Origin of the sequence: Corynebacterium sp. KPL1995 (genome assembly GCF_000477935.1) — a bacterium.
GTDB classification, from domain to species: domain Bacteria; phylum Actinomycetota; class Actinomycetes; order Mycobacteriales; family Mycobacteriaceae; genus Corynebacterium; species Corynebacterium pseudodiphtheriticum.
Map to the genome: position 1 here is coordinate 211,280 of NZ_KI515715.1, position 12,797 is coordinate 224,076.

The following is a 12,797-nucleotide window of genomic DNA, read 5'->3' on the forward strand; positions in this document are numbered from 1 at the left end:
ATAAACGGCCGCCTACGGATAAATAGCTAAGCGTCGGAAAGGCCTGCGCGCAATCCACACGCTTAAGAAGATATAAAACACATCTCGCAGGATTGTGCGCAAATAGTTCATAGCCTGATCCGATTCGCTGATATCGATGGTGAAGCAACCGCAATCGATCATCAGCCCACGCGCCCAAGCAGACCCTACACCGATAATAAACAGCACCAGCACCGTCGTCGATACCCAGGCTGCTGGTTTCAGGAACAAACCAAGAAGCAGGAATACTCCCCCTGCGATCTCCAGCGGGCCAATCAGATGTGCCAACGCCGAAGACCACTCCGGGGTGAAGATTTCGTAGCCCTCAATGGTCTGTGTCACGGACAGGTGCTGGTTTAGTTTTGCCGAACCAGCACTGATCCAGATATAGGCCATATAAAACCGAGCGAAAGCGCGAATGGCCTCGAGCACCCAGAAACCTAGAGAGCGCCCCTTCCAGGTGCGTTTCACCACACCAACATCCTTGGGTTCGGTCGTATTGTCCATATCGCTCATACTAGTCCGCGATAGCTTCCAGCGGTGGTGTTTTAGCAGCCTTGCGTGCTGGCCACAACGCGGAAACCACGCCCACGACTGCCGCACCACCCAGCATGATCAGCACCTGATGCCACGGAATCACCGCACCGCCGAGGCCTTCACCTGCCAGCACGTCGATGAACGACCAGCCCAGGCCAAGCCCCGCAAGAATGCCCATGATGGCACCGAATAGCGCAATCTGGACGGCCTCAACAATGATCATCGTGCGAATCTGTCCACGGTAAGCACCAACTGCGCGCAACATGCCGATTTCTTGTCGACGCTCAATCACACCGAGTGTCAGCGTATTGATAATGCCCAGCACCGCGATGATCACGGCAAGTGCCAGCAAGGCGTACAGAATCGACAGCATCTGATCGATCAGCTGGCTAGCCTCGTCAGCATATTCAGCACCGGTTTTCACCTGGATGACCAGGAATTCCTTGACTGATTCCACCAGCCGCTCGCGCATCTCATCTTCCCCGACAGAATCATCGGTGTTTACCGCGATCATCTGGATCGGAGCGGTATCGCCTTCCATGACTTCATCAACGGCAGATTGTGAGACCAGCAGGTTTTCAAAGATATCGTTCTCGCTGCTGTAAATGCCGGTGATGGTCACTTCGGTTGCGTGCCCAGGTTCCACAGCGACTGGTTCGCCAGATTCATCGGAGCTTTCGGCGGTCTCGAGCGTCGTCAGTGGGAGCGCCTGGCCGACGGTCCAGCCTTCCGCCTTTGCCAGTTCATCACTGACCAGCACTCCAGGCTGGGCAACCAAATCCGCCGAGCCTTCCAGAATTTCCATATCGACGAAATCCTGCGGGCTGCCGTCAATGCTGTTGGTAAAGGTATAGCCCGGACCATAGTTGTATCCGGCCTGCCCGGCGATCTGCACTGGCGCCATGCGCATGGTCACTGTGCTTTCCACGCCATCGGTTTCTGCCAAAGCCCCCGGAACCGCTTGAGGTACTGGGAAAGACCCATCCTGCGGCCCGGTAGCCAAGAAATCTGCGGTGACCGTATCTTCCAGCATGTCACCAATGCTGTTTTTCATGGTCGCACCCAGCATGCCAATGCCGGTTACCAGCATCATTCCCAGGGTCAACGCGAATGCCGTGGCAGCGGTACGCCGTGGCGAACGGCGCGCATTCGTGGAAGCCAACCGCCCCATGGAACCAAACGGGGCTCCGATGACCCGGCCCAAAACTGGCACGATGCCCATGCTGAATGCTGGACCGGCCATGAAGTAGCCGACGACTACCAAGAAGGCACCAATGCCAACCAAGCTGGCGCGCAGGGTGGTTCCAGAATCGTCCAGCAGCATCGCCAGGCCTGCGGCCAGTACACCAGCCACGATGATCACAGTGCCGATGATGGTGCGCACGGTCAGTGGGGCACCTGCAGCGGACTCCGTCGAACGCATGGCTTCTACCGGTTTCACCTGCCCGGCCCGGCGCGCCGGCGCCCAGGCAGAAGCGATGGTGACCACGACGCCCAGGATTATCGGTAGGACGATGGCGGTCAGCGACAATCCCAGCCCTCCACCATCGAAGGACATGCCGCGTGCAGAAAATACCGCGCGGATGACCGCAACCAAACCAATACCGGCAACCACACCAAGAGCCGAACCCAGCAGGCCAACGACCAACGCTTCCACCACCACTGATCCGGTGATCTGGCGCTGAGACGCACCGATAGAACGCAGTAGTGCGAATTCTTTGATGCGCTGCGCCACGATCATAGAGAAGGTATTGGCGATGATGAACGTCCCCACCAGCAGACCAATCAGGCCGAAGGCAACCAAGAAGTAATTGACAAAACTGAGCGCGTTGCTGACTTGCTCCGTCAATTCGTCGGCAAGCGCCTGCCCGGTTTGGGCTTCTACCTGTGGATACGTTTCGTTGAGGTGGTTCACCAGTTGCTCAGCAGTGGTGCCGTCATGTGCCGCGACAGCCATCTGGCTAGCAAGACCGTCTGGGTTAAACAGGTTCTGGTAGGAGCCGGCTTCCATCAACACCGACAACGAACCCAATCCTTGTTCCAGGGCTGGGGTGTAGATTCCGCTGACGGTGACTTCGTAGCGCTCTTCTGGAGTGACCAAAATGATCTTCTCGCCGACGCTGATGCCTTGCTCTTCTGCAGCGGTGTCGTTGACGATGACCTCGCCTTCACCGTGCGGTGCTGTGCCGTCAATGATCTCGTCAGCGTCCCCCACCTTGTCTTCCGGCGGGTAATACATCTGCAGCGTGGAAGTACCACCACCTACCTGGTAAGCCTCCAGGTTCTCATTGGCGACTACCACGTTGGTAGATTCGGTCAGGTTGACCGCGCGCACCGATTCATCGTCGGTAATCGCTTGCACGGTCTCTCCATCGATGATGGGCAGGCCTTCTGCCGGACCGACTGCTGCGTCGACATCCTCATAGGCGCTGCCCACGGCTGCCTCAAAGGTCGACGACAGCGAGTTGGTAAACATGAACGCGCCAGAAATAAATGCGGTACCCAGCATCACTGACAGTACCGTCAGTGCCAGGCGCAATTTATGCGAGACGATATTGCGCACGGCGATGGTGCGCATGGAAGTTCGCTTCGCCATATTTAGCCCTCAATTCCCGCCATGGTCTGCAAAATATCGTCCATGCTGGCGCCGTGTAGCTCATCGACGATAGTGCCGTCTTTCAGGAAGATCACGCGGTCGGCATACGAGGCCGCGCGTGCGTCGTGGGTGACAATCACCACGGTTTGGTCGTCGTTATCAACGGCAGTGCGCAAAATGTCCAGCACCTCTGCCGAGGAATTGGAATCCAAGTTACCGGTCGGTTCATCACCAAAAATGATCTCCGGGCGCGAAACCAAAGCGCGAGCACAAGCCACGCGCTGCTGTTGGCCACCAGAAAGTTCTGCGGGGCGGTGGCCCAAACGTTTCGCCAGGCCCAGGCGCCCGGTGACCTCGTCGAACCACGCCTGATCTACATCTTTACCTGCGATGTTGAGAGGCAGCGTGATGTTTTCGGCTGCAGTCAGCGTTGGCACCAGGTTAAAGGATTGGAAAATAAAACCAAGGCGATCACGACGCAGCTCGGTGATACCTTTATCGCCCAACTGCGAAAGATCTGTATCGCCGATGAAGGAATGCCCAGCAGAAGCCGCATCTAAGCCCGCCATGCAATGCATGAGGGTGGATTTACCAGAACCAGATGGCCCCATGATCGCGGTAAATTTTCCGCGTTCGAAGATCACATCGACGGAATCAAGCGCGACGACTTCTGTGTCACCAGAGCCATATTTTTTCGACAACCGGTGTGCGCGAGCCGCAGGAACAGCTTGCGGCGAATCTTGTGCGGCAACGGCATGTTTGCCAGTGGCGTGTTTACCAGTACCTGAGCCGCGCTGTGGGCCATTGTCATAAGCCGTCATGTGGGTGCGAACCTTTCCGGAAAGTTTCGGCGAAATCTACTGTGCGATTACTCCAAGCAGACTACCCGATAGGGTTCACACCCGGGCAAGGCTTCCCGCCCCAAGGGCTAGGACTAGTAGCTGCTCCTAAGCGACAGAACGTTCGATGGTGGCACCCAAACGTTGCAGGTTTTCCACAAAGTTCGGGTACCCGCGATCAATATGGTGCACGTCATGAACCGTAGTTACGCCGTCGGCACGCAAGGCCGCCAACACCAAGCCGGCACCAGCACGAATATCGGAGGACCAAACGCTTGTCGACGACAGCTCATCAATACCCCGCAATACGACGTGGTGGCCGTCAACTTGTGCATCGGCACCTAGGCGCTGCATTTCGTCTACGAAACGGAAACGCGCCTCAAACACATTTTCCGTAATCACAGACATGCCGTCGGCAAGCGCAGAAATCCCAATGGCCATCGGTTGCAAGTCCGTCGGGAATCCCGGAAACGGCAGGGTTTGGTAGTCAACAGCAACCGGGCGCTGTTCCATGCGCACACGGAAGCCGTTTTCATACGATTCAATTTCTGCCCCGGCACTGCGCAGTTTTTCCAGTGGCAAGTGCAGGTGCTTGGGGGCAATGCCGCCGACAGTAATATCCCCCTGCGTCATCGCGGCAGCATAAGCCCAGGTGCCAGCTACAATCCGATCGCCAATCACGTGGTGTTCGGTTGGATGCAGCTTGTCGACGCCGGTGATAACGATCGTGGAAGTTCCGGCTCCTTCCACCTGGGCCCCCATGTCATTGAGCATCTCGCACAGGTCGACGATTTCTGGTTCCCGGGCGGCATTATGCAGCGTCGTCACGCCCTCAGTCAGCACCGCGGCAGTCAAAATATTCTCCGTGGCCCCTACCGACGGGAAATCCAGCTTGATCTCTGCGCCGTGCAAGTTGTCCGCTTCTGCCACCACAGCGCCGTGCTGGATACGGGTAGTCGCACCCATTTTTTCCAAGCCAGACTGGTGCATATCCAGCGGACGGGAACCGATCGCATCACCGCCGGGCAAAGCTACGACCGCACGCCCACAGCGCGCAGTTAGTGGCCCCAACACGCACACAGAAGCTCGGAATTGGCGGACTGCTTCAAAGTCCGCATTTGAAGAAAGCTGATCACTACTTGGTGTAGTGATACGTACGGTTGGCCCGTCGATCTCCACAGCACAGCCCAACCCCTGCAGCACATTTTGCATCAGGGGAACATCGAGGATTTCTGGGCAATTGTGCAGCGTGGTAGTTCCTTCTGCCAACAACGCCGCGGCCATCAATTTCAGCACGCTGTTTTTGGCTCCGTCGACTTTGACTGAACCCTGCAAGCGTGCCCCACCGGTGACTAAAAATATATCCTTCACAATGTTAAAGACTACCGATTTCTCGAGCAGTTACGGCAACGCGCCGATGCGCCGGGCAGCGTTAACGGCCTCATACCTAGTGTGCGCACCAAGCTTGCGCATAACAGAGCGTAGATAAGACTTCACGGTTTCTGCACCAATGCCCATTTCTTCCGCTGCCTCCACGTTGGTATGCCCTAAGGCAACACAAGAAAGCACATCAAGTTCGCGGGCGGATAGACGCGTGGACTGCTTGACGCGTACGGGCGAGACCATTTGCTCGCATAAGACCTCCAGCTCTTTGCGCACGTGCTCATCATTCACCCGGTTAGCCAGCATGCGCAGCTTAGAGTGTGTCGAACGAACTTGTTCCCATTCAGCACCATTCATGCTGCGGTTGGAACGCGGCGTCGCCGGAACAGAGGCTTCGATTTGCCGCAGTGCAGAATTAACCGCAATGTCTTGTTCCAGGCACCGTGCGGTCATAGTGACTTCTTCGATGACCTTATCGCCCAACCGCACTGGCGAATGCACACCGACGTAAAGTACGCCACGAATTTCTCTACGCACGATCACAGGAACGGCCAAAAGAGAATGTAGGCCTTCGTCCTGCATCACGCGGTCGTTTTCGTGGCTAATAATATTTGCGCGCGTGTAATCAGAAACACCGACTGGACGACGCGTGCTGACCACTCTGCCCCCCACACCAGTACCTGCCTCCATGATGATGTTTTGCAAGGCAGGGGTACGCAGGCCCACCCACTGGGTAATTTGCAAGCGGTTATCAGGCAACAAGGTGGCGTACATAGTGACGGGGATGCTGGTGGCGTTTTTCAACGCAGTGAGTGCTGAGCGGACAGCCTCATCGTCATCTTTGATTAGGTGGGAATCCATGAAGTCTCCTCATCTGGGTGTACCCATTTGGGTGTTTCCAAAACCGCTTGACCTCACTGTAGCGTGAAAACGGGGGTAATACCTAACCCCGTTCACCCCACCGATATCGCGGCCGAACATCTGAAACTATTGCGGCCAAACATCTGAAATTTCGTCAGCAAAATTCCCCACCTGACCCGACTTAGCGGTCTAGAATATAAAGACTGCTCTGTCTGTTTTTTTATGTATAGTAGTGCGCAGAAAGTTAACCCCAACTCACTGCAGGGTGGCATGCATGCTCATGTACCGCCTCTGCAGCCGCAAAGGAGCTAAAGAATAAATGGGTAAGGTATACGACAACATTCTGGATACCATCGGTGGAACCCCACTGGTTCGTTTGAACGAATCCGTCAAGGGCCTGAAGGCTAACGTCTACGCCAAGGTGGAATCCTTCAACCCAGCAAACTCGGTGAAGGACCGCATTGGTCGCGCAATTGTCGATGCAGCCGAGGAGTCTGGCGAACTGAAGCCAGGCGGCACCATCATTGAGGCGACCTCCGGCAACACCGGAATCGCCCTGGCACTGGTGGGCGCGGCCCGTGGCTACAAGGTTGTGCTCACCATGCCAGAAACCATGTCCAACGAGCGTCGCGTTTTGCTGCGCGCCTACGGTGCAGAAATCGTCCTGACCCCAGGTGCGGCAGGTATGCAGGGCGCCGTCGACAAGGCTAACGAGATCGCCGAGACCGAAGACAACTCCATCCTGGCCCGCCAGTTCGCTAACCAGGCCAACGCCCAGGTTCACTACAAGACCACCGGCCCAGAAATCTGGGAAGACACCGACGGCAACGTCGACATCTTCGTCGCTGGTATTGGTACTGGTGGCACCATCTCCGGTGCAGGCAAGTACCTGAAGGAAAAGAACCCAGATCTCAAGGCTATCGCCGTTGAGCCAGCTGCTTCCCCACTGTTGACCGAGGGCAAAGCTGGCCCACACAAGATCCAGGGCCTGGGTGCAAACTTCATCCCAGAAATTCTGAACCGCTCTGTACTGGATGAAGTCATTACTGTCAGCAACGAAGATGCCGTCAAGGCTTCCCGTAAGTTGGCTGTTGACGACGGCATCCTGGGAGGAATCTCCACCGGCGCCAACATCAAAGCTGCCCTGGAAGTTGCAGCTCGGGAAGAAAACGAAGGCAAGAACATCGTCGTGATCATTCCGGACTTCGGTGAGCGCTACGTTTCCACCTTGTTGTACGAAGACATTCGCGACTAGTCCCTGTTAGGCTCTTGTCTATGTTCCAGATCGTGTCCCGCATCCGCGAAGATCTCCAGAATGCCCGCGAGCATGACCCCGCTGCGCGTGGCTCACTGGAAAATGCACTCGTTTATTCCGGCCTGCACGCGATCTGGGCGCATCGGGTTTCCCACTGGTTGTGGCAGCACAACTGGAAAGGGCCGGCCCGAATCCTGGCACAGCTGAATCGCTTTTTCACCGGTATTGAAATTCACCCCGGTGCAAAAATCGGTCGGCGTTTTTTCATTGACCACGGCATGGGTATCGTCATTGGCGAAACCGCCGAGATCGGCGATGGTGTGATGCTGTACCACGGTGTCACATTAGGTGGCCAGGTGCTCACACAGACTAAACGTCACCCAACGTTGGAAGACAACGTGGTGATTGGTGCCGGAGCCAAAGTGTTGGGTCCAGTGACCATCGGGAAGAACTCTTCCGTCGGCGGCAACGCAGTAGTAACCAAGGACGTTCCCGCGGATTGCATTGCCGTGGGAATTCCTGCTGTGGCGCGCCCACGGAAGAAAGAAGAGTGCGAGAAGCTCCGCGATCCGGATTACTACATCTAAGATTTCGAGCCTCACCACCCCGCCCCCACCATGCGGGGATATTGCTTGAACATGCGGTTGCGCAGCGTCTAAACCTTGCAACCTTGCATACATGATTAAAGCCCGGGTATTTGAACTGACCCCCGAAAGTTGGACTGAGCAATCAGTTTCTGACTAGTGGGAGCACTTCAAATACCCGGGCTTTTGTGCGGCCTATTCCGCGCAGCTGGGCGCGAATCAGGCCGAACGGTTGGTCGCAAATTATGCCGCGCAGTTAGGCGCAAAGTTAGTTCTCTGCGACAAGATCTTGATATTCCTCGTTTTTCTGCAGGAATTTCTCATACGCAGAGCACGTTGGAAGAATCTGCAGATCGTTCTCTCGGGCGTGGTCCAGGCTAAACTTGATCAGTGGTTTAGACAGGCCCTGGCCCCGGAATTCTTCGAAAACCTCGGTGTGGTTGAAATTTCGGACATTGCCTTTGTCTTGGTAATCAGCAAACCCTGCCAATTTTCCGTCGACGGTTATTTCAAAACGGGATTCTGCAGTGTTATTGGTGATTTGCTGGTTATGTGCAGTCATAAACTATCTCCTTGGATCAAATAGTTTCCGTGGACCTCGTGGTTCTTAAAACGGAAGCACTATGAGCTCTAGTATGCCAGGATTCCTCTACCGAAGATGCACAAAACGGTGGACAGGATGATGGGAAAACCTGGATAAAACGGTGGGAAAACGTGGGAAACGAGCATGCACAGTGAGGGCGTGACAAATGCAGGGTTATGCAACAAACCCCGGGAGTCCGATCTAATGTGCGATTTTTACAAATAGGGTCGCTAAAAGAGGCCTTTTTCGTTCACTATTTGTAAAAATCGCACAAAATTCCGGCTCCCCGACACGGGATAACAACCCCAGACACACCTTTGCCGTATAACCCTCATATATCCCGATATCCCCCCTTTTGTCGTATAAATCGGAAACGAGCATGCACGGTGAGTGCGTAACAAATACACAAAACCCGCCAGCATGTTTGTGCAAACATTCTGACGGGCTAGATGTGGCCAGAAGCGGGATCGAACCGCTGACCTTCCACTTTTCAGGCGGATGCTCTACCGACTGAGCTATCTGGCCAAGGAAAACAATCTTAGGATTTACGTTTCCGCAAACACCCAGCATTTTCCTGAGCGACCCTGACGGGACTTGAACCCGCGACCTCCGCCGTGACAGGGCGGCGCGCTAACCAACTGCGCCACAGGGCCTTATTAACTTTGCGTGACTCCGAATCCTGACTGTGCAGTCTCCGTTGCGCACGATGGTTAAGACTACCTTTTCCTTATACACCTGAGCAAATCCGCACTACAAGTGGCATAAAACCTACATACCAGAACCACCGCTAGACTCACCTTATGCCTACCGAAAATCCTGCACCATAACTCGGCGCGCTACGGCTCTGCACCAAACAGCCCTGCACCAAACAGCCCTGCACCGCGCACCATCGTGATCACCGGAGCATCAGATGGAATCGGCGCCGCAGCCGCGCACACGCTACACAACGCCCGCTCGGAAGACCGACTCGTCATCGTCGGGCGTAGTCCAGAAAAGACACGCAACGTCGCCAATGCCTTAGGTGCAGAGCATTTCACCGCTGATTTTTCTTCCCTCACCGAAGTTCGGGAGCTTGCCGACGAACTCAACCAGCTAGACCATATTCACGCCTTGGCCAATAATGCCGGTGGGATTTTTGACGGGCCCGTAACCACAGCTGATGGTTTTGAACGGACCTGGCAGATCAACGTCGTTGCCCCTTTCCTGCTGACTTCCCTCCTGCAGGATAAACTCCGTGCCGACGATGCCACCGTCGTTCAGACCGCTTCAGTGGCACATTTGCTGATGTCTTATTTCCGGCCAGATGATCCGAACACTTTCCAACACTTCAGCTCGTCCCGCGCTTACGGTAACGCGAAACTCGGCGATATCTTGCTCACGCGCTATCTCGACTCGCACGGACTGACTGCGGTGTCTTTTCACCCTGGAGTACTAGCAACATCGTTTGCGCAGACTTCATCCGGCGTAATCTCTCGGGTGTATTCCAGCGTTTTGGCGAAAGCCCTCAGTGCGCCTGCTGTGGGCGGCGATAACCTGGCTTTTCATTTGGCTGGAACTCCAGGTATTCATTTTGAATCCGGTGAGTATTACAACGAGAGGCGCCGCCCAGGCAGGCAACGCCCGATAGCGAAAAACCTGGGGGTGGCTCGCCGTATTTTCGACGATTTAAGTGACAAGCTGGGCGTCTGTTGGGCCTAAGCATGAATCTGAGCTTGAATATGGGCTCGGACATAAGCCCCGGACTTAAGCTTGCTGACAAGTTGTTAAAGAAAAAATCTCGAGGCACCGTTTTTCAACGATGACTCGAGATTTTGTTTGGCGACCCTGACGGGACTTGAACCCGCGACCTCCGCCGTGACAGGGCGGCGCGCTAACCAACTGCGCCACAGGGCCTTAGTGTAAAAGAGATTATGAAAGCTCTTTGTACCCCCAACGGGATTCGAACCCGTGCCGCTGCCGTGAAAGGGCAGTGTCCTAGGCCGCTAGACGATGGGGGCTAGCGTGTTCAACACCTTGTTTCCTTGGTGTCGGCGACTTGCTACACATTAATACACTTCTTAGCATTTGACAAAACCGCAGGAGAAACACTGTTTTTCGCCGTTTGTATGCACTAGTTATCTGCCAGTATTCTACGGTTATGAGCGCCGCGGATACTCCACAAAAACTCGCCAAGACACTCGCCAAGACAATGGACACACAAAACGCGCAACAGCCACCCGAGCACGCTGACGACCCATGCCCATGCACCCACCATGAACACGGGTACAGCGCAGACAAATCCCGCTACTTGTCCCGTTTACGCCGCATCGAAGGGCAAACCCGCGGGATCCAGCGCATGATCGACGAAGACCAATACTGCATCGACATCATCACGCAAATCTCCGCGATCACCTCAGCCCTAGAAAATATTTCTCTGGACCTACTCAATGACCACATTCACTCCTGCGTAGCCGATGCCGCGACCCAATCTGGGCCACAGGCAGAAGCCACGCTGGACGAGGCCATGAAGGCCATACGCAAGATTGTGAAGAGTTAACTAATCCAGCAGTGCAGCAGCTTCGGCGTCGTCAAGCTCAACGATCCTGGTGGCCTCATCAGGCGTCAGTTGCGGTACCGCATTGTCGTCTGGAGCTACCTCGGTGACATCCAGAACTTCAGCATCAAACGGCGCGACATCCGGGCTTGGTACCGGCGCTGAACGCAACGCACGCGGCTGAACTGTCTCGGCACCCGCAATGCCGAAGAATTTGTCGAGGCCACGCACGTTGAACTGCGTGGAGTTATAACGTGAATTGTCCGAGGTGTTCCATTGCGAGATCACCAAATCAAGGTTGTCCAGGGTTGAACCCGGGGTGATGTAGCCGCCATAAGGTTGCGAGAAATTATTCGGCCCCTGCGGCTGATCCCATGGCCCGTTGCGCACGATGGTCGCTACCGGCACGCGGTTCCAGTCCGTAGCCAGCTCGCGAGAAATCCGGACTTCCACAGCCAAGGTTTCCTCGTTAAACATCGCCAGCACCCAGTGGCCTTGGATATAGCGCAGCGACATCTCTCCGGCCTGCACAGGCTCGCTGAGCACAGGGTGCAAGACGCTTGTCGACGCAGACTCCCACTGCCCTGTGCGCGGGTTGTAGTGCTGCCAGGCCCGCGGATTCGCTAGGTCGCGGGGCTGCATACGGCTGAGGTAGACGTCGTGCTTACGGCCAAATTTCGTCGACACCTGATAAACCCAGCCATCCGGGCCTTGTTCCCAGGACAACAGCTGCAGCAATCCACCTTTATAGCCACCGTCGATCGTGCCGACAGATTGCCACGTCGCACCCTGATCGAGTGACTTCCACACCTGCGTGTGCGTGACATTGCCAAAAGGCTTGTTCCACATGCCCTGCATATACAGGGTGCCGCCGAGATTGAGCAGATCCGAAGGAATCACGGTCAGTCGATTTTCGCCGTGGGAATACTTGACCAGCTGTTGGACTTTCGGCCCGTCGTTCAGTGGCTCCAGGATCTCGATGCGCCCGTCATGGGTTTTCTGGGCCACAACACCAACCGGGCTGAGCCACTCACCTTCGCCGAAGCGTTGACCACGGAAGGAATCACCGAAAACCACCGCAAATTTCTTGCCCGGAGTAATTTCGCGCATGATTCCCAGATCACCGGAATAGAAACCAGCGGCATCAGACTTGCCGACGCCCAGCAGGTCGCCCAGCATGGTGACGTTGAAATCTTGTCGGGGCGCACCGGGCTGGCTAGGTTGTCCGGGCACACCAGGTTGTTGTCCCGGCCGCTCTGGTTGCGGCGCTGGCTTGGGCGCAGGGCGGCTACCTTGGTTGTTGCCGTTATTTCCGCTACTTCCGTTCGAGGAGCCGAAAGCGGGCAAGGATGATTGCGCATGAGCAGCAACTGGGTGTGCACTAACCCCGACCCCAAGGCCGAAGCTCAGGCCCAGCGCAAGAATTAGCGTCGCTGGGCGCTTGTGGATTGAAGTCCGCGGTGCGCGGCGTGATTCTGACATACATAGAAATCTAGACCACCACACACCCTTGTCATATACCCCCTAGGGGTATAAACTGGGGCCGGTAAGACAAATCCGAAAAAGATCTGCACACGAATATTCGCAATCAGACACACATATTCGCCA

General features: G+C 55.7%; 11 protein-coding genes and 4 tRNA genes. 4 read left to right on the forward strand and 11 right to left on the reverse strand.

Annotated features, from left to right (window positions below; translation table 11 throughout):
• Nucleotides 1-12 precede the first annotated feature (12 nt).
• The 5 genes from HMPREF1292_RS00960 to ramA all read right to left on the reverse strand — a co-directional run bounded on the left by HMPREF1292_RS00960 (nucleotide 13) and on the right by ramA (nucleotide 6,234).
• Nucleotides 13-534: a MauE/DoxX family redox-associated membrane protein gene (locus HMPREF1292_RS00960; RefSeq protein WP_023018347.1), complete on the reverse strand. Its 522-nt coding sequence runs from the start codon at nucleotides 532-534 to the stop codon at nucleotides 13-15.
• A gap of 1 nt (nucleotide 535) precedes the next feature.
• Nucleotides 536-3,151 (reverse strand): ABC transporter permease, encoded by a 2,616-nt coding sequence (locus HMPREF1292_RS00965; RefSeq protein WP_023018348.1) that lies wholly within the window; start codon nucleotides 3,149-3,151, stop codon nucleotides 536-538.
• Nucleotides 3,152-3,153: 2 nt separating this feature from the next.
• Complete coding sequence (locus HMPREF1292_RS00970; protein WP_023018349.1) at nucleotides 3,154-3,972, reverse strand: ABC transporter ATP-binding protein; 819 nt, start codon at nucleotides 3,970-3,972, stop codon at nucleotides 3,154-3,156.
• Nucleotides 3,973-4,098: 126 nt separating this feature from the next.
• Entirely contained in the window at nucleotides 4,099-5,361 is a 1,263-nt protein-coding gene (gene murA / locus HMPREF1292_RS00975) for a UDP-N-acetylglucosamine 1-carboxyvinyltransferase (RefSeq protein ID WP_021354038.1), read from the reverse strand.
• 30 nt (nucleotides 5,362-5,391) lie between these two features.
• A complete protein-coding gene (gene ramA, locus HMPREF1292_RS00980) occupies nucleotides 5,392-6,234 on the reverse strand; it encodes an acetate metabolism transcriptional regulator RamA (protein ID WP_021354037.1) in 843 nt (280 codons plus the stop codon).
• A gap of 319 nt (nucleotides 6,235-6,553) precedes the next feature.
• On the opposite strand from ramA, the gene cysK reads away from it, so the two are divergent.
• Complete coding sequence (gene cysK, locus HMPREF1292_RS00985) at nucleotides 6,554-7,489, forward strand: cysteine synthase A (protein WP_023018350.1); 936 nt, start codon at nucleotides 6,554-6,556, stop codon at nucleotides 7,487-7,489.
• 20 nt (nucleotides 7,490-7,509) lie between these two features.
• The gene (epsC, locus tag HMPREF1292_RS00990; protein ID WP_021354035.1) at nucleotides 7,510-8,076 is read left to right on the forward strand and encodes a serine O-acetyltransferase EpsC; all 567 of its coding nucleotides are present in this window, start codon (nucleotides 7,510-7,512) and stop codon (nucleotides 8,074-8,076) included.
• Nucleotides 8,077-8,341: 265 nt separating this feature from the next.
• On the opposite strand, the gene HMPREF1292_RS00995 is transcribed toward epsC, so the two are convergent.
• The 3 genes from HMPREF1292_RS00995 to HMPREF1292_RS01005 all read right to left on the reverse strand — a co-directional run bounded on the left by HMPREF1292_RS00995 (nucleotide 8,342) and on the right by HMPREF1292_RS01005 (nucleotide 9,309).
• On the reverse strand, nucleotides 8,342-8,635 hold the full coding sequence (locus HMPREF1292_RS00995; RefSeq protein ID WP_021354034.1) for a GNAT family N-acetyltransferase: 294 nt from the start codon (nucleotides 8,633-8,635) through the stop codon (nucleotides 8,342-8,344).
• Between the two features lie 473 nt (nucleotides 8,636-9,108).
• Nucleotides 9,109-9,181 (reverse strand) — tRNA-Phe (locus tag HMPREF1292_RS01000).
• 54 nt (nucleotides 9,182-9,235) lie between these two features.
• Nucleotides 9,236-9,309: transfer RNA gene (locus HMPREF1292_RS01005), tRNA-Asp, on the reverse strand.
• 238 nt (nucleotides 9,310-9,547) lie between these two features.
• Here HMPREF1292_RS01005 and HMPREF1292_RS01010 point away from each other — a divergent pair.
• Nucleotides 9,548-10,354 carry an SDR family NAD(P)-dependent oxidoreductase gene (locus tag HMPREF1292_RS01010; protein ID WP_023018351.1) on the forward strand — a complete coding sequence of 269 codons (807 nt, stop codon included), beginning with the start codon at nucleotides 9,548-9,550 and terminating at the stop codon, nucleotides 10,352-10,354.
• A gap of 118 nt (nucleotides 10,355-10,472) precedes the next feature.
• Here the strand turns inward: HMPREF1292_RS01010 and HMPREF1292_RS01015 are convergent.
• Nucleotides 10,473-10,549: transfer RNA gene (locus tag HMPREF1292_RS01015), tRNA-Asp, on the reverse strand.
• A 31-nt stretch (nucleotides 10,550-10,580) separates the two neighbouring features.
• A tRNA-Glu gene (locus tag HMPREF1292_RS01020) sits at nucleotides 10,581-10,653 on the reverse strand.
• A gap of 140 nt (nucleotides 10,654-10,793) precedes the next feature.
• On the opposite strand from HMPREF1292_RS01020, the gene HMPREF1292_RS01025 reads away from it, so the two are divergent.
• Nucleotides 10,794-11,192 (forward strand): metal-sensitive transcriptional regulator, encoded by a 399-nt coding sequence (locus HMPREF1292_RS01025; RefSeq protein ID WP_023018352.1) that lies wholly within the window; start codon nucleotides 10,794-10,796, stop codon nucleotides 11,190-11,192.
• On the opposite strand, the gene HMPREF1292_RS01030 is transcribed toward HMPREF1292_RS01025, so the two are convergent.
• Nucleotides 11,193-12,671 carry a DUF4185 domain-containing protein gene (locus HMPREF1292_RS01030; protein ID WP_023019813.1) on the reverse strand — a complete coding sequence of 493 codons (1,479 nt, stop codon included), beginning with the start codon at nucleotides 12,669-12,671 and terminating at the stop codon, nucleotides 11,193-11,195.
• Nucleotides 12,672-12,797 lie beyond the last annotated feature (126 nt).

Coding starts and splice junctions, on each gene's coding strand:
- HMPREF1292_RS00960 (WP_023018347.1), bottom strand. CDS start 534: ATGAGCGATATGGACAATACGACCGAACCCAAGGATGTTGGTGTGGTG.
- HMPREF1292_RS00965 (WP_023018348.1), bottom strand. CDS start 3,151: ATGGCGAAGCGAACTTCCATGCGCACCATCGCCGTGCGCAATATCGTC.
- HMPREF1292_RS00970 (WP_023018349.1), bottom strand. CDS start 3,972: ATGACGGCTTATGACAATGGCCCACAGCGCGGCTCAGGTACTGGTAAA.
- ramA (WP_021354037.1), bottom strand. CDS start 6,234: ATGGATTCCCACCTAATCAAAGATGACGATGAGGCTGTCCGCTCAGCA.
- cysK (WP_023018350.1), top strand. CDS start 6,554: ATGGGTAAGGTATACGACAACATTCTGGATACCATCGGTGGAACCCCA.
- epsC (WP_021354035.1), top strand. CDS start 7,510: ATGTTCCAGATCGTGTCCCGCATCCGCGAAGATCTCCAGAATGCCCGC.
- HMPREF1292_RS00995 (WP_021354034.1), bottom strand. CDS start 8,635: ATGACTGCACATAACCAGCAAATCACCAATAACACTGCAGAATCCCGT.
- HMPREF1292_RS01025 (WP_023018352.1), top strand. CDS start 10,794: ATGAGCGCCGCGGATACTCCACAAAAACTCGCCAAGACACTCGCCAAG.
- HMPREF1292_RS01030 (WP_023019813.1), bottom strand. CDS start 12,671: ATGTCAGAATCACGCCGCGCACCGCGGACTTCAATCCACAAGCGCCCA.